The organism is Paenibacillus sp. BK033, assembly GCF_004345425.1.
Lineage (GTDB): Bacteria > Bacillota > Bacilli > Paenibacillales > Paenibacillaceae > Pristimantibacillus.
This window is the reverse complement of sequence record NZ_SLVP01000004.1, coordinates 128,676-144,995: the sequence shown is the minus strand read 5'-3', so window position 1 is coordinate 144,995 and position 16,320 is coordinate 128,676. Positions and strand designations below refer to the sequence as shown.

Annotated in this window: 17 protein-coding genes; 3 read left to right on the top strand and 14 right to left on the bottom strand. The window is 54.3% G+C overall.

Features of this window, described 5'->3' with window-relative positions:
* Position 1: 1 nt before the first annotated feature.
* The 8 genes from EV294_RS15530 to EV294_RS15495 all read right to left on the bottom strand — a co-directional run bounded on the left by EV294_RS15530 (position 2) and on the right by EV294_RS15495 (position 8,392).
* Positions 2-1,315, bottom strand: a complete 1,314-nt coding sequence (locus EV294_RS15530; protein WP_243711679.1) for an amidohydrolase family protein — start codon at positions 1,313-1,315, stop codon at positions 2-4.
* A gap of 14 nt (positions 1,316-1,329) precedes the next feature.
* On the bottom strand, positions 1,330-2,025 hold the full coding sequence (locus EV294_RS15525) for an NAD(P)H-dependent oxidoreductase (protein ID WP_132308297.1): 696 nt from the start codon (positions 2,023-2,025) through the stop codon (positions 1,330-1,332).
* A gap of 68 nt (positions 2,026-2,093) precedes the next feature.
* Positions 2,094-3,098: an ABC transporter substrate-binding protein gene (locus EV294_RS15520; RefSeq protein WP_132308295.1), complete on the bottom strand. Its 1,005-nt coding sequence runs from the start codon at positions 3,096-3,098 to the stop codon at positions 2,094-2,096.
* A 121-nt stretch (positions 3,099-3,219) separates the two neighbouring features.
* Positions 3,220-4,545 (bottom strand): amidohydrolase family protein, encoded by a 1,326-nt coding sequence (locus EV294_RS15515; protein ID WP_132308293.1) that lies wholly within the window; start codon positions 4,543-4,545, stop codon positions 3,220-3,222.
* Between the two features lie 12 nt (positions 4,546-4,557).
* Positions 4,558-5,427: an ABC transporter permease gene (locus EV294_RS15510; protein WP_132308291.1), complete on the bottom strand. Its 870-nt coding sequence runs from the start codon at positions 5,425-5,427 to the stop codon at positions 4,558-4,560.
* A gap of 3 nt (positions 5,428-5,430) precedes the next feature.
* Positions 5,431-6,783 (bottom strand): FAD-binding oxidoreductase, encoded by a 1,353-nt coding sequence (locus EV294_RS15505; protein ID WP_132308289.1) that lies wholly within the window; start codon positions 6,781-6,783, stop codon positions 5,431-5,433.
* Between the two features lie 15 nt (positions 6,784-6,798).
* Positions 6,799-7,572, bottom strand: coding sequence for an ABC transporter ATP-binding protein (locus EV294_RS15500; protein ID WP_132308287.1), 774 nt, complete (start codon positions 7,570-7,572; stop codon positions 6,799-6,801).
* A 13-nt stretch (positions 7,573-7,585) separates the two neighbouring features.
* Positions 7,586-8,392, bottom strand: a complete 807-nt coding sequence (locus tag EV294_RS15495; RefSeq protein ID WP_132308285.1) for a creatininase family protein — start codon at positions 8,390-8,392, stop codon at positions 7,586-7,588.
* 255 nt (positions 8,393-8,647) lie between these two features.
* Between EV294_RS15495 and EV294_RS15490 the strand changes: the two genes are divergently transcribed.
* Positions 8,648-9,433, top strand: a complete 786-nt coding sequence (locus EV294_RS15490) for a DeoR/GlpR family DNA-binding transcription regulator (protein ID WP_132308283.1) — start codon at positions 8,648-8,650, stop codon at positions 9,431-9,433.
* A gap of 50 nt (positions 9,434-9,483) precedes the next feature.
* On the opposite strand, the gene EV294_RS15485 is transcribed toward EV294_RS15490, so the two are convergent.
* From EV294_RS15485 to EV294_RS15460, 6 genes are all read right to left on the bottom strand, one after another.
* The gene (locus EV294_RS15485) at positions 9,484-9,966 is read right to left on the bottom strand and encodes a GyrI-like domain-containing protein (RefSeq protein ID WP_132308939.1); all 483 of its coding nucleotides are present in this window, start codon (positions 9,964-9,966) and stop codon (positions 9,484-9,486) included.
* Positions 9,967-10,074: 108 nt separating this feature from the next.
* Positions 10,075-10,734: a hypothetical protein gene (locus EV294_RS15480; RefSeq protein WP_132308281.1), complete on the bottom strand. Its 660-nt coding sequence runs from the start codon at positions 10,732-10,734 to the stop codon at positions 10,075-10,077.
* Positions 10,735-10,754: 20 nt separating this feature from the next.
* Positions 10,755-11,561 (bottom strand): AAC(3) family N-acetyltransferase, encoded by an 807-nt coding sequence (locus EV294_RS15475; protein ID WP_132308279.1) that lies wholly within the window; start codon positions 11,559-11,561, stop codon positions 10,755-10,757.
* A complete protein-coding gene (locus tag EV294_RS15470; protein WP_132308277.1) occupies positions 11,561-12,400 on the bottom strand; it encodes a TIGR02452 family protein in 840 nt (279 codons plus the stop codon). The genes EV294_RS15475 and EV294_RS15470 overlap by 1 nt, the downstream gene beginning before the upstream one ends.
* A gap of 17 nt (positions 12,401-12,417) precedes the next feature.
* Positions 12,418-12,963 (bottom strand): NADAR family protein, encoded by a 546-nt coding sequence (locus EV294_RS15465; protein WP_132308275.1) that lies wholly within the window; start codon positions 12,961-12,963, stop codon positions 12,418-12,420.
* On the bottom strand, positions 12,960-13,853 hold the full coding sequence (locus tag EV294_RS15460) for an NUDIX hydrolase (RefSeq protein ID WP_207918152.1): 894 nt from the start codon (positions 13,851-13,853) through the stop codon (positions 12,960-12,962). Before EV294_RS15460 ends, EV294_RS15465 begins: the two co-directional genes overlap by 4 nt.
* A 191-nt stretch (positions 13,854-14,044) precedes the next feature.
* On the opposite strand from EV294_RS15460, the gene EV294_RS15455 reads away from it, so the two are divergent.
* Entirely contained in the window at positions 14,045-14,539 is a 495-nt protein-coding gene (locus tag EV294_RS15455; protein ID WP_132308271.1) for an 8-oxo-dGTP diphosphatase, read from the top strand.
* A 295-nt stretch (positions 14,540-14,834) separates the two neighbouring features.
* Positions 14,835-16,112, top strand: coding sequence for a serine--tRNA ligase (gene serS / locus EV294_RS15450; protein ID WP_132308269.1), 1,278 nt, complete (start codon positions 14,835-14,837; stop codon positions 16,110-16,112).
* Positions 16,113-16,320: the final 208 nt, after the last annotated feature.

Genomic DNA, 16,320 nt, shown 5'->3' with positions numbered 1-16,320 from the left:
TTTATAATCTTACTTCTGTTTCACGGCTTGGCAATGCCATATCGCTGCCCTCCGCATGCAGCAGCTTCGTCATGGCTGGCGCAGTTTCCGCGGCCAGCAAGCCCAGACGGAACACATAACGGGGAGCAGACCGGGTACGGATCAGCTCAGCTGCGTCAGCGGCATCAAACAGCAGGAAGGAGGCCGGATCACCGACTCGCGGCACTCCCTGTTCAAAGCCGTAGCCAACGATCCCCATTGCTTTTGCCCCGCCGTACGTGATCATGCCGGCTATATCGTTCAGCTCCCGGCGGCCGCACATATGGGCCAGATGGGCGGCCATATGCGCCGCATCAAGCGGATTTCCCGTTCCAAGCGGATAAAAGGGGGTACGGATATCATCATGCGCTAAAGCTACGTTAACTCCGGCCCGGTGAAAATCCTGAATCCGCGTAATACCGCGTCCCTTCGGAGACGCATCATAACGGCCCTGCATAACGCTGTTGATCAGCGGGCAGGCCACAATGGAGAGGCCCGATTGCTTCACCAGTCCAAGCACCTTCTGAAAATAAGGCTCATTGTAATAAGCCGCGGCATTGGCATGAGCGGCCGTCACCTTGGCGCCGAGACCGGTCTCTATGGCAAGAGCAGCGCATACTTCCAGGTACCGCGAGGCTTCGTCGTCGGTCTCGTCGCAGAAAACATGCAAGTAAGCGCTGTAGCGCTCCGCAAGAGCAAAGGCTTTGCGCAGGCTTAATACCCCGTCCTCGCGGGTCTGTTCCAGATGCGGAACGGCGGATACTCCGTCCGCCCCAAGCCGCAGCGCTTCCTCCAGCCTTGCTTCGTTTTCCGGGCAAGCGATTAGTCCGTCCTGCGGAAAAGCGATCACTTGCATAGACATGCGGTCCCGGTATTTCTCCTTCAGCTCCAGCACCGCGTGCAGCGCCGTCAGCTTCGGATCTCCAATGTCAACCATTGCGCGCAGATGAAGCACGCCATAACCGGTAAACAGCTCCAGCGTACGCTCCGCTCTGGCAAGGACATCTTCGCGGTTCAGCTGTTTTTTGCGGGAGGTCCATACCGAGATGCCCTCCGCCAGCGTTCCGCTTTCATTCCAGACCGGATCGCCCGCCGTTAAGGTCGTATCCAGATGCACATGCGATTCAACAAAAGGAGGCAGCAGCAATCTGCCCTGCGCGTGAAAGACCTTATTGGCGGCGGCCCCTGCCAGCTTGCCGACTGCCGTTATTTTGCCGCCCTTAATGCCCAGATCCGTTAAGCTTTCGCTGCCTGGCAGCCTAACCCCGGAAACAAGCAAATCAAATGGTATCGTCATCGTATCCCCGCCATTCATTTTATGCCTTTGGTTGCTGCTGCAAATCTAGCTACTCTCGCGCCAAGCCTCCCGGCCATCCGCAGCTCGCGCTCGTCGGGCGTTCTTGCGCTGTCCGGACCTGCCAGCGTTGAAGGCCCGTAGGGGGAGCCGCCAATGGGGTCCGCGGTCAAATATTCCGGGTTTTGCGAATACGGCAATCCGACATACACCATTCCGAAATGAAGCAGCGGAATGATAGACGTCAGAATCGTCGCTTCATGGCCCGTGTGAATGGATCCGGCGCTTGTCATGACGCCGGTCGGCTTCCCTTCCAGCTCCCCGCTTGCGCATAGACTGCCCGACAGATCGAGGAAGGATTTGACCTGCGCCGGCATGGAGCCGTAGTAGGTCGGGAATCCCCATACGATTCCGTCCGCCCAGCGGAGATCGTCAGCCGCCGCTTCCGGCACCGGCTGCTGCAAAGCTTGCGCCGCTTCGTACTTTTCCCAGCGGGCGCCAACCCGGAAGGTACCGGACAGCCGGCTGTCTTCCGCCGGCCGTCTGCGGTCCGGATGATCCAGCAGCGCGGTGACATTGTCCGGATGGCGGAATTCCGGAATGCGGACAAGTCTGGCGGTATGCCCTTCTTGCTCCGCTCCTTGCGCGGCGGCTTCCGCCATCCGGTGAATATGCCCGTATGCGCTGAAGTAAATAACAAGTACGTTCGCCATGGCGATCTCTCCCTGATAAAAGCCGGAGCCGCGCATGCCCGCATGCAGCGGCTCCGTTGCTTCATTGGTTACTTGCCCTTGCCCGGCAAATATTCGTTCGTAAACACGTCTTCAATCGGCTCCGCTTTCTTGAGAAGCCCCATGTCGACAAGCTGCGCCTGAAGGCCGGACCAGATGTCCTTGCTCATGTAGCCAACGCCGTTGGTCTCCGCATCGCCGCCGTACACAAGCGGCTCCTGCGCTTTCGCGCCATATGCCATGGCCTCAAGCTTCAGATCCGGGTTCTTCTCCTGCATCACCTTGTTGATCTCATCGGAATGATCCTTGTAATAATCCCAGCCTTTAATGGACGCTTCCACGTAGGCTTTGACCGTATCCGGATGCTTCTTCAGGAAATCCTCGGTTGTATAAAGAACGTTGCCGTACTGCTTGTAGCCAAGGTCATAATTCAGGAAGTAATCGACGTCGACGCCCTCCTGCTGCATGGAGAAAGGCTCGGAGGTAATATAGATTTGCGTGGCCGCCTTCGGATCCGCTACGAAGTTGGCAAGCGAGCCGGTATATTTCATCTCCGTCACCTTATCGAGACTATAGGCTTTCTTTAAGTACTCCCAGAACACCACGCCGCTGCCGACATAAATTTTGTTGCCGTTCAACTCCTTAATGTCCTTGAACTGACCCTTATGAAACATGATGCCCTGCGGGTTCTTCTGGAAGGTTGCCGCAATCGCCACAAGCGGAATGCCGTTCTGGCGCGCCAGCAGGATTTCATCCGCCTGCCCCATGCCGAACTCCGCTTTGCCGCCGGCTACGATCTGGGTGGAAGAGATGCCGGGGCCGCCGGATTGAATGGTCATGTCGAGACCCGCATCCTTGTAAAAGCCTTTGTCCAGCGCGGCATACTGCCCGCCATGCTCCGGCTCCGCGAACCAGTTGGTCACCTGGCTGACCTTGGTCAGCTCCTTCGAATCCCCCGATGATTTGCTGTCCCCGCAAGCGGACAACGTAAGCGCCGCGGCAAGAAGCACCGTCATTCCGCCCAGTGTTTTCTTTGATCCCGTCTTTGTCAGCATGTTTCTCTTCCCCCTAAAATAAATTGATTTTTACTTCGAAAGCATAAGCCTATCCTCTTCTTCTCTATATGCGCATCCCTCTGGCAGCGGACAAACACCGGTAGTTCTATCTACTTTGGATCTATGCAGGCGAGCCCGACAGACTCGGCTCCAGGCCGAAGCGGCTCAGCATGGAAACAAAGGTCCACTTCGACTTGTTGTACACCCACCGCGATGACGGAAGCTCTTGAAACAGCTCTTCTTCCGAGCAGGCGTCCAGCACGACAAAGCTGGCCGGATTGCCCGGGGCAATTCCGTATTGGGTAAGGCCGGCAAGCTTGGCGGGATTGGTCGTCAGCAGGCGGAGCACGGTGACGATATCTTCCTCCTTGGCCAAATGGGACGCATAGGCCGTCATCAGGCCAATCTGCAGCAGATCCCCTCTGCCAAACGGATGGAACGGATCCTGAATATTGTCCGAAGCCGCGGCAATGGTCACTCCCGCTTCCTCAAGCTCCCTGACGCGGGTGACGCCGCGCCGCACGTTGCCCCGGTCGCCGCGTCCTTGCAGATAAAGATTTACCGCGGGCAAGGTAACCGCCGCTATGCCCGCATCCGCCATTTTCGCAATCAGCCGTTCCGCTTCGTTATGCTCCATCGCGGACAAGGAGCATAGATGGCCGGCCGTTGCCCGGCCGCCGTAACCGCCTGCTTTCACGTAATCGCAGTAAATATCGATCGTCTTGGTGTCGGGATTATCCGATTCATCGGTATGAAGGTCGATCGGCTTATCAAACGTCTGAGCCAGCCGGAACGCCCAGCCCACATTGGTCTCCGGATTAGGCGACAGATGCGGCGCGCCTCCTATTCCGTCTATGCCCATGCGGAGCGTCTCCGAAGCAAACTCCGTGAGCTCCCGTTCATAAGCAGGGTCATAGAAGAACATCGGGAAGTACTGAATATCAACGATTCCGCTGACCTTCTCCCGGGCCTCCAGCGCCGCTTCAATCGTCCGCATCGCCATCTCGCGGCCGAGATGCACCGGCACGTCGAGATGGCTGCGAAGCACAGCCGAGCCGAAGGAAGCCGAGCTCAGCGCTGCTTTCATCATGCGGTCACGGATCATCTCTTTCGTAAAGGCTGGCGAAGCCGCCCGGTAATTCTCGATAGCCTCGAGCAGCGTGCCGGACCGGTTGCGCACCCAAGGCAGGGAATACGCTTTGTCGAGATGCATATGGGCGTCAACAAAGCCCGGCAGCATGACCTTTCCCTCCAGATCGAGCGAGTCCGTTGTCTTCAATTCGTCGAAGGAGAGCCCTTGGATCGGCACATGCTCCGAGGAGACGATAACTCCCTCCTGGCGTTCGACCGCCGTCCACCGGCCTCCCTGCGCTTTAACCGTGTACAGTTCATCGCTTTGCTGCAGCGGCAGCTTTACGTTAATGGCTTCCAGCGTTTCTGTGCGCAAGAGAACTCACCCCTAACCTTCGGAAGATTTCATCTCGGATTCATGCCAAGAGCTCAGCATCCACTTGGAGAAGGCGTTCACGAGCAGGAAGAACGCAATGCCCAGCAAGGATGCGGATAAGCCGCAGGCGAACAGATAAGCCGTCTGCAGACGGGAGGACGCAACGGTAATGGCATAACCGAGTCCGCCGTTGCCCCCGCCGATGCCGGCAATGTACTCGCCAACAATGGCGCCGATAACGGCAAGCGTGCAAGAGATTTTGAGGCCTGCCACGATATAAGGAAGCGCCGCGGGAATGCGAAGCCGGATCATGGTCTGCAAGGAGGAAGCGTTATAGAGATAGAAGAGGTTCTTCATATTGTGGTCGGTCGAGTTGAGACCGATAAGGGTGTTGGACAGCATCGGGAAAAATCCGATCAGAAAAGCGATAATGATGATGGCGTTCATGCCGGCGCCAAACCAGATGACAATAATAGGGGCAATAGCGACGATCGGAATCGTCTGCATAATGATGGCGTAAGGGTAAATGCTCCGTTCAATCAGCTTGGAGCTGGCAAGCAGTATGGCAAAGCCGACGCCCAGTAGAATGCTGAGCAGGAACCCCAGCACCGCCTCGGTAATGGTGGTATACACGGATACCCACAGATTCGAGGCGTTCTCGGAGGCGGCCAGCACAATATCCGAAGGCTTTGGCAGCAAATACGGCTTCAGGCCGGATAACCTGCAGAAGAGCTCCCATCCGCCGATGAACAGAATAAAAGCGACGGACGGCGGACCTATTCTTTTCCATGCTTTTTTCAGTGCTGAGGCGCGCAGCTTGGTTGTTGTGCCCGCTGTCGTTCCAAACGATAAATCCGGGCTGGTGATTGTCTCCTCTCGCATCGCTTATCCCTCCTGATTCGTAATACGCTCAACCGGCGTTTGCAGCTTGCCCGGGTTCAGCAGTCCGCGGGGGTCGTTGGATCGCTTGGCGCTTACCATCGCGTCCCACTCTCCGCGGCCTCCCATCTCGAGAACCCAGGTATGGGGATCGTTAATACGGACGCCAATGGACCGGAAGAAGGCAATAATCTCATACAGACGTTCATGCGTCGTATAACGGACAATCGGCAGCGCCGCGGGAACAACAACGCCCGCCGTGCGGATAAACTCGAGATGCATCAGCACTTCGTCTCCGAACCGTTCTTTAATAAGCGCGATCTGGTCGAGAAACCGCTCCTTATCAAAGCCCGCCTGCAAATAAGTCAGCGACGGGTCGGTCTTAAGCGCCCATAACGTCGTATGGTTCCATGTAAAATCGGACAGCCCGATCACCTTGCGGTACTGCTCCGGCGGAATGGTATAGCCGATTCGGCCGCCGAACTCTCCGGCATGCGCCGAGAGCCGCTCTTCGCTGCCATGCGCGGTCTCCAGCAGACAAGCGCTGCAGCCGGCCTCCAGCTTCGAGGCGATTGGCTTGAAGAAGGTTGGGATCGGCCATTCGACCGGAGCAACCAGCCGCTTGCGGATAGAATCATCCATCGCCACCGTATGGGAGAACCGCGCAGCCGACGCGAAATCATCGAACTGGACAACCGTCTGCGTCCATTCCACTTTTGCCGCAATCGGAATAACGACCTCGACAAGCACGCCCGTCGTTCCGTAGTTATGAATGTAAGCGATCAGATCGTCGCCCTTGACGGTCAGCTTGCGCGGCGTTTCTTCCACCGTCAGGATGACCGCCTCCAGCACGTTGCCGTCCCACAGATTGCCCCAGGTAATGGAGCCGATTCCGCCCGAGCCGCCGCTTACGAAGCCGCCAACCGTTGCTTTCACGTAGGTGCTTGGGTAAATCCGGAGCTCTTTCCCCTCGGAACGGAGAAGCTTCTCGAGCCCGCCAAGCCGAACTCCGGCCTGCACGCGCGCATACGTATCGGTTACTTCAATGACCTTGTCGAGCTTGCTCAGATCAAGAACAATGCCGCCCTCGAGCGGAACCGCCTGACCGTAGTTGCCGGTACCCGCGCCGCGGGTTGTCACCGGAACCCGGTGTTTCCAAGCGTAAGCGAGCACGCTCGCCGTTTCCTCCACGGAATGCGGGACGGCAATCGCCTCCGCCCTTTTATCCTGAAGCAGCGGAACCAGTACCGGGGAATACCAATAATAATCCTTGGATAATTTCTCTACCTGCCCCGGGTCCGACAGCAGCCTTTCCTCCCCGACCGCTTCCTGCATTTCAACCATCCAATCCTTCAACATGGTTTCTCCTCCTCTCTAATGCTTAAGGGATTGCGACACGGAGCGGACAATTTGGCCAAACTCCGGTGTCGTACGGAATGATTCGTCGCGAGGGAACGGTACCGGTACGTCAATGAGATCGGAAACCTTGCCCGGGCGAGGGGTCATGACCGCGATGCGGGTCGACAAAAATACAGCCTCAAAAACGTTATGGGTGACAAACAGCACCGTCATCTCCGGATCCTGCCGCCACAATTCAAGCAGCTCGATTTGAAGCGTCTGGCGGGTAATTTCATCGAGCGCGCCAAACGGCTCATCCATTAACAGAAGCTTGGGTCTCGCGACAAGGGCGCGGGCGATGGATGCCCGCATCTTCATTCCGCCGGACAGCTCGCGCGGCATGGAGCGCATATGGTCCTTCAAGCCAACCATCTCCAGCACGCGCTCCGCCTCCTGCTGGCGTTCCTTCCTCGATACTCCGCGAAGCGCAAGCGGCAGCGTTACATTGTCGATTACCGAATTCCAAGGCAGAAGCGTATGATCCTGAAACACAAAAGCCGTATCCGACCGCTTGCGGGCTTCGCTCGCAGTCGCCCCCATGACCTGCAGCGTACCGCTGCTTGGGTTGGACAAGCCGGTAATCATCTTGAAGATCGTTGATTTTCCGCAGCCGGAAGGACCGACAAAGCAAAGAAATTCACCTTCATGAATGGTTAGGTCAACTTCCTTGACCGCTACCGTTCCGTTCGGATAAACCTTGGACAGCCGTTCCATCCTTACCCATTCCTTGGCTCCCGTCATCGTTGTCATGGTGATCCTCCTCCTATCCGTTCTTCAGTGATGCCATATCGAACGAAGCAATATGCAGCAGAGCCTTTGCCAGAAGCGGCCCGGCCGTCTCCAGCATGGCCTCCCCCCTATCCGCCGTTGCCTTGGTCGCGTCTCCCGCTACCCCGCTGCCCGAAATATCGTCCATGACCCAAGCAAAAGACCGGGACCGGAAAGAAAAATAGCGGGAATCCGGGAAGTTCGGCATCTCGCGTGGCGCGAGCTCCGCGTTTACCCAGCCCGGACACGTCGCCATAACAAGGGATGTCTCCACATCCCCGGCATGAATGCCGCAGGCTTTTTCCGCTTCATCCGTGAAGGAATCGCTGTAGCCGACGGCGCCGGGATCCAGCCGGTACACCTCAAGCCCCGTTGTTATCCGGATTTCCCTCGCCATCATGCCGAGCAGATCCGCGTTGCCGCCATGCGTATTAAAGAGCAGCAGCTTGCGGAAGCCGCTTCGGGCTAGGGAAGAAGAGATATCCTCCAGTACCGCCATTAAGGTCTTAGCCGAAAGGGTGATGGTACCCGGATGACCCGCATGTTCGGTGCTTTTCCCATAACTTACGGACGGCAGCAGCCAGATCGAAGAATTTTCCGGCAAATGCTCAAAAGCTTTAGCCAGCATCGCCTCGCCGAGCAGCGTATCCGTAAACACCGGCATGTGCGGACCATGCTGCTCCACCGCGCCTACCGGCAGAACAAGCAGTACATCCTCTTTGTCCATGGCCGCAATCTCTTTGGTCGTCAATCTTGGCAGGAACCGGCGGTCATAAGCTTCTCCCTGATAACGAAAGAACATGAAACGCTCACCTCTTCATCAATTTAAGTGTAAGATTAAATGACATATAAACGACGGATAGCAATGGAATTCATGAGGGTATAGCAAATTTTCTGAATTTTAAGTAAACTAAAGTCACATTTAAGTAACACGAATTAACCTCATATTCACCTTATATCACACAAACGAAAGTTTGTATACAGAATTTTCACGCAATTGCACAAATACATAACATTGTAAGTTAACATTAAGGCAGCTAATAGGAGGAGATCAATCATGCTCATCGGAACACGCCGTCACGAAATTATGATGCTACTCGATTCAAAGCCGCAGTTAACGATCCTCGAGCTTGCCGAGCAGTTTAACGTCTCCAAGATGACGATTCGCCGCGACCTCGATCTTCTGCAGTCGGAAGGAAAAATTCAGCGCTTCCATGGGGGCGCCGTCAAGGTAAAGCGGTTCATGGGCGCCAAATACGAGCAGCGCGCAAACGAGCATAAGGCGGAGAAGCTGGCCATTGCCAAGGAAGCCGTCAAGCATATTCAGGATGGCATGAGCATTATTCTGGATGCGGGGACAACCGTAGCTTCCATGGTGGATGAGCTGGAGAGGTTTAAGGGGCTTAAGATTATTACCCGTGACTTGCATACGGCCCTGATGCTGTCCAATGAAGAGAGATTCGGCAGCTTCGACGTGTACTGCTCGGGGGGAAGAATAAGCAAATGGGCGTATAGTCTGGACGGCTTTTATGCGGAGAAAATGCTTCAGTCGCTGACCGTCGATGCGGCTTTCCTGACTTGCGAGGCGGTCTCTTTGACAAAAGGCGCCATGGCCTGGTCTCCAAACCTTGTCGGCGTCCGGCAGACCACCATGGAGGCCGCGGGAAAAACGATCCTGCTGGCCGATTCTGCCAAGTTCAGCTACAATTCGCTGGCGATTTTCGCCTCCCTCGACGAATTTGACGAGATCATTACCGACAGTCGTCTGGATGAGTATGAAGCAGCGTCTTACCGCAAATCCGGAATGCCTTTGACGATCGTATCGGCCGCAGCCATGGGGTGAAACAATAAAAGCCTCCGCAGACAGGTCTGCGGAGGCTTCCAACCATAGCGTTATGCTTTTGAATCAACCGGTATCATAATCGTAAACTCGGGGTCTTTGGCGTAAGGATCCTGCGCCATGGGGTACAGCTCAAAATGGGTGACATCCCCTCTATGTAACGGATAACCCTGCTTCTCGATCCAGGCGAATATATTCGTATAGGAGGAGTCGATATTGTCCCCCTTCTTGTGCTCCGTCTTGGCGTAAGTCAGAGCCGGAACGGTCACGCTTGTCATGCCTTCAGGGATTTGCTCCACCCGTTCAACCTCGAGGGCCGCATAGTGAACAAAGCTGTCGCCTTCATGATGATAGGATAAGCCAAGTAAGGTTTCCGGGCGAACAACATGCCTGATCTCCGCCAGTCTGCGGATCATTTCCGTCTGAACGTTACGGATGCCTCCCTCTCCCGCTTCCTCAAAGGTTCCTTCCCACCTCATTCCGACCGCTTGGAAAGAGGGCTTGCTAACTAGGATAGCTTCAAAGACCTGGTCCATACCATCAACCTCCAAAATAGAGTTCTCCCTCTTATTTTACAGGATATGGATTATGAAAGCTGTCTATTTATTCTTCCTTGTATTTTTCTTCATATTTTACATTATTTTCTATTCGGTAATATCTCCTATGTAATAGGCATAAATCGGTTCAATCGGTTTGAAATAAAGATGCCCGTCTTCCCACGGTTGGAAATGCAAATCCATTCTCGAGTCGCTCCAATTTTCCGGCGTTCCCGTTGTTTGGAGACGTCCCGGCACAACAGGCTCCTCCGTCACGTTCGGGAATTCCTGATAGCCGAACAGGAGATTCTCGTGGATTCCAATGATCTCATACTTGGGACCAAAGAAGGCCCGCTCCTCCTGAAGCTGATAGTGATAATACACGTAGCTGCTGATCATCTCCGGCTTCAGATGGGCAACGCGCCCCACTCTTCTGTCAACCGGCTGCCTGCGCTGCCAATGCTCCCGGTCCGCGGGCTCGTTGAAGTGAAAGACATCCATCATCCGAATCCATTTGCGGGGCTCAGCCTGCCCCGGCCAATCCAACAAGTACGGCTCCGCCGCGCCGGCAACTTCTTCCGGAGCCAGCTTGCCCTCCAGGCACTCGTAATAGAGAAAAAGATTATGATTCCAATAAAAAGCCGCGGCCGTCATCAAGCGTCCCTGCGTCACGAGGCGGATAACCTGTTCGTCCTGCCGCAAGGCCGTTAAGCCCTCCTCTTGAAGCCCGTCCTTCCATGCCGCCCTGAACATCAATCTTTCGATCATATCGCCAGCTCCATCCCTCGTTAGGTGAAATGCCGATGCTTTGGCAGCCATTGAACCGCGGCATCAACCGCTGCCTTCATCTCAAACAGCTTGCTGTCGGCTTGGCCAACCTTGCCTTGCCGAACCCCGTCATGGAATTGCGCGCCAAACTCTTCGAAATCGCCCGAGTCGTACGCATAGTCCATGAACCATTGCCAGGAACGCGCCCCATCGACCAGCATGGCGGTTCCCATTCTTTTCACAGGCATGCGGTCAATCCTTGTCTCGGCAAGATGCAGGCTTGTACAGGAGTCGAAGCCTACGCCGAGAAGCAGCACCTTTGCTCCCGACGCATACAGCTTGCCAAGCGGGGAGGCTTCCCCAAACTGCGGCGTTAACGGATGACCGGATACGATATATTCCGCATACTTGCCGTTAGCGCAAAAGGATACCTGCGGATGCTCCGACCTTACCGTACCCGGATAGGTGCGGAACAGCTCCGCAATACGCCCCATCCCCCGCGTTGGGGTTACAGCCGGATCAAAGGCCGGCATTTCGTTGTAAATAATCTCTAACCATTCCTGCGGTACGGGGGGATTGCCCCATTCGGCGGGATCGCTCCAGTCTCCGCACTGCGCCGGCATGACCAGCGTACCTTCAGGTCCAACAGCTTGCAAGAGCGCCTGCACAACCGCCTGCGGCCCGCCGCATACCCAGCCTAAGCTGGACATGGAGGAATGAACAAGAAGATGGTCCCCCTCCCGTATGCCAAGCTTACGCAGATCTTGCGCTATGCCGCTTACCGTTACCGGCAGCTGCGTTTGCTTTATAATGTCGTGTTCGCTCATTATCTTTGCTCCTTTACTCGAAACACTTGCTCAAAGGCGTTATAGCATTTACGGTCTTTCGACGTATCAAGTACGGCAAAGGTAATATTCGAGAACAATGTGCCATAGCCTTCAACCTCCAACAAATCATGCCACCAGTTTGCTATTTTTACCGGATCATTCCTGAATACACCGCATCCATAAGCGCCCAATATGAGGCTGGTATCCCCTTGATGAGCAAAGATAGCCAGCGTCAGCCGCATGCGGTCTTTCATAACGCGTTCCGCCTGCAGCTTATTCTCGCCTTTCTGCACGACCTGCCCGTAGTTCACGGCCGGAAGCGTCAGCACGGAAGCCGAAAAAGGTCGACGGACTAGGTTAAATCGGGCATCCCTGAAAAATACGACATCAGGAGAATAGATCGCATGATCGGTATACATCATGGAACGGCAGGCCCGGTTTGCGGAATAGAAGCGCGGATGCCGCAGCTGCGTCCCGTATAATCCGCCTGACGCAGCCAAGCTCTCCTCCTGCGCCATTGCTCCGTTCAGAAATCCGCCGCCGGGATTCTTGGCGCTTGCGAAGTTGAGCACCCCAACCCGTTCGGCTCCCGCTTCAGCATAGCGCATAATCGCTTGAACAGTCGCTTCGTCAGTGACGGAAAAAGAAGCTTTGGACGTACCCTTGATCGGTATCTGCCAATTACCGATTATGCTCACTCCCTCTTCCGGTGTAAAAAGCCGGCTGTTTTCCTCCGACAGCCTCTGGGCTTCTGCTATATCAACTCTGGTTCCATTACAGACGTAGTAGCCTTGCTGCTGGATAACCAATGTCTCCTGCGCAATTTCCTTGCGATTCATGATCATTCCTTCTCTCTTTAAATCAATTCGTCCCTGACTTCCATCAGGGCAAATCCAAGCAGGTTCCGGCCGCGCCATTCTAACGGATTTCCAACATTGGAATCCGCCTGCTCCATCCCGATCCCCCAAATCCGATCATATGGGCTCGCTTCAACCAGGATGGAGGTACCCGTTGACTTCAGAAATAGTCCAAGCTCAGCGTTTTGCGAAAACTTGGCAAAGTTCCCTCTCTTCACAATCACATAGCATTGGCTCTCCCATGCCGTTTTATCGAAGTTCTTTACTGCCCGGCCGAAAGCTTTAATCTCTTTCGGATCACTGGCTTTGAGGATTTCGGCCAACATCTCTTCATCCTGAAACAGCCTGGCTTTTTCGGCCATCATATATTGCTCGGTGCATGTGTAAGGAATCCGATCAATAATAAATGGACTCATCCACCACTGGCTCAAGCAGCTTTTGTCGATCTTGCCGGGCTCGGAAGGCGTATGGCCCCAGAAGAACAAAAACGTCCCTCTCTCGCCAACGGCATGTTCCCTCTGCAATTGTTCTATGCTGTATTTCATTGAAGTCTCTCCACCTTTCTTCGAAAAAGGCGGGACGGACGGTGACCGAAACTTTCCGTGTAATGATCCGTTTCCGTCACGAGATCCGCAATCTTGCGCCGAAACGCCGCCTTTAGAAGCTCTTTATCCAAAATAACCTCGTACACCTGCTGCAGCTCCGTTAGAGTAAACAGCTTAGGCATCAGATGAAGGGCTATATCCGTATAGTTGACTTTTCCTCTCAAACGTTCAATCGCATAAGCAATGATTTTGGCATGGTCGAAAGCCAAACCCTCGTTGCTCGCAATACTGTAAGAGGTTTTCGATGCTGCCTCCGTAACGGTATCCTTACGCTCCACCATTGCCTTCAGCTGTGCGTAATCGGAACTTAGAAGGAGTTCATACTGCAGTGTACTTACATATCCGTCCTCAACAAACTCCTTCTGCTCCCTGAGCAATCGGTACGATACTTTAAACCATGCAGCGTTCGCCGCATCGTCTCCCGCTTTCAGCTCTAACTTATCGCTATTTACCAATGCCATGTAAGAACAGCTTATGACCCAAGTCCGGGGATCCCGGCCGATATCGCTAAACGTATATAACTGCTCCAGATAAACGTTATCGACTCCCGTCTCCTCCTGTAACTCCCTGACCGCAGCCTCATCCGTTGTTTCGTGAGGTCGTACAAAGCCGCCCGGCAACGCCCATTGTCCCAGAAACGGATGGCCGCCTCGCTGAATAAGCAGCACCCGAAGCTCCTTCCCGGGCAGTTTGCGGTAATTGTCTTCCTCTGTAGGGGTCACCGTAAAAATAACCATATCCGCGGCTACCGAAGGGCGCTCATAATCACCCGGTATATACCGCTCCATAAATTCGCGCTCTGTTAATCCGTTCGAATCGCGCCGTTCCAACTTGCCCACACCTCATCTATTCTTATTTATATTTTGATAATAACAATTTATTACTAACAACTATAGCAGAACAGGCTCCTGTCCAGCAAGGGCAAAGTCAGTTATAACGAAAGCGGCGGGAAAAATAGTAATGAAAAGTGTTACAATAAAATCTATCCATCCTAGTCCAATAGAATAGGCGGCGGCGCGATATGTCCATTACCTATAAAATGTATACGATGTGCATGGTTCAAGATAAGGATAAGGTACTTTTAATCAATAGGCCAGATAAAAAGGGGTTTCCCGGCTATATCGCTCCCGGCGGCAAAGTGGATTTCCCGGAAAGCCTCGTGAATGGCGCCATCCGCGAGGTACGGGAGGAAACCGGATTGATCGTAAAGGATATCATCTATAAGGGTCTTGAGGAATTTTGCGATCCGACCACGAACCTGAGATATATGGTCTTCAACTACCTGGCGACTTCGTTTGAAGGAACGCTGCTCGAAGACCCGCCAGAAGGCGAGCTGCTCTGGGTGAACAAGGATGAGGCCCTTAAGCTTCCGATGCAAAGCTGGTTTGCGCGCCGGTTCCCGCTTTTCTTCCAGGAGGGGACGTTCGAGCTAAGCTACGTATGGGATGAGAAGGTTAGAGAAACACTCGATAAAACCGAGCGCTTCTACTCCCCCGCCCCCATGCAGCAGCATTAAACTGCGTGTTTTAAATTCGCACTTGAATAAAAATAGCAGCATAAGCTATACTAGTAAAAATTCAAACGAAATTATGCCGATGAAGAGAATCCAACTCGGAGGCGTTCTCGTCAAGGGGAATTACCGTTCTCCCTAAGTTTACCGGACCCGCCCGTTACCGCGGAACTAAGTGGATTAAACAGTGGTAGATCTGTTTAATCAATTTGGGTGGCACCGCGAGAATACAAGCGCTCTTCGTCCCAATCGGACGATTAGAGCGCTTTTTTGTATTCTTATCGAAGAGGAGCGAGTTGCCATGTTAGACATCAAGTGGATTAGAAACAACCGGGATGAGGTTCAAACGGTCGCAGACCGGAAAGGGATCGCCATCTCCATTTCGCGGCTTGTGGAAGTGGATGGTGAGCGGCGGAGACTGCAGCAGGACATTGAGGAGCTTCGCCAGGAACGGAACCAGACCATTCAGGAAATTAACCTCTCCATCTATAGCGGCGACGAGAAGGATGTAGAGCAGAGAAAGCTTCGCATGAAGGAAATCAACCAACGCATCGCAAGTCTGGAAAACGAGCACAAAGCCGTTCAAGCGGAGTTCGCGGATCTTATACAGATTGTTCCGAACATCGTGTCGCCGGATACGCCGGCCGGTCTATCGGATCAGGATAATGTCGAGGTAAAAAGAGTCGGCGAGCCGCCCGGCTTTGCCTTTGAAATCAAGGATCACGTAAAGCTTGGCGAGCTTCACCAAATGATTAACATCCCCCGCGGGGTCAAAACGGCCGGAAGCCGCAATTATTATTTAACCGGAGCCGGCGCCACCCTGCATCGTGCCGTGCAGCAGCTTGCGCTCGACTTGCTTATCGAGAGAGGCTACACCCTGCTCGAGGTGCCGCTTATGGTGCGCAGGGAAGCCCTTTACAATACCGGCTTCTTCCCGCTTGGGGAGGATCAGACCTACCGCATCGATGGCGGCGACCACTATCTGGTCGGCACATCGGAGGTGCCCCTTATCGCGTTCTACGATAATGAAATCGTGGATGTCGGCAAGCCGATTCGACTGGCAGCCGCCTCGACCTGCTTCCGCAGCGAGGTAGGCTCGTCGGGCAAGGATGTGCATGGCTTATACCGGGTTCATCAGTTCTCAAAGGTCGAGCAGATCGTCATATGCGAGGACAGCGTGGAGGCGTCGGAGCAGATGCTTCAAGAGATTACGCGAAATGCGGAGGATCTCCTGCAGCAGCTGGAGCTTCCTTATCGCGTTATGGCGGTATGCACGGGAGATATGTCGCAAAAAACCTATAAGCAATTCGACATCGAGACCTGGATGCCAAGCCGCCAAGCATACGGCGAGACCCATTCGTCGTCGAATCTGCTTGACTTCCAGGCACGCCGCTCGAACATCCGTTATCGGGATGCCCAAGGCAAGCTAAGATTCTGCCATACCCTAAATAACACCGCCGTCGCTTCGCCGCGCATCCTTATCCCCCTGCTGGAGAATCATCAGGAGGAGGATGGTTCGATCCGTATTCCGGAGGCCTTGCGCAAGTATATGAACGGGATGGAGCGGCTGCAGCTCTGAGGAAGTTTAGAAGCTTGCTCGCTAGTTAGCGTAGGCTGCACGAAATGCAGGATATTTGCCCAAATCGGGCAGATCCGGCAAATTATACTGTACAGAATGCATGATATTTCGCCGACTTGAGCCCAGCCGGGCAAACCCCCTCCAATATCCTGCACTCTGTGCAGGATATTTCCGTACACCGGGCTATTTGCCTCCATTATGCTGCATT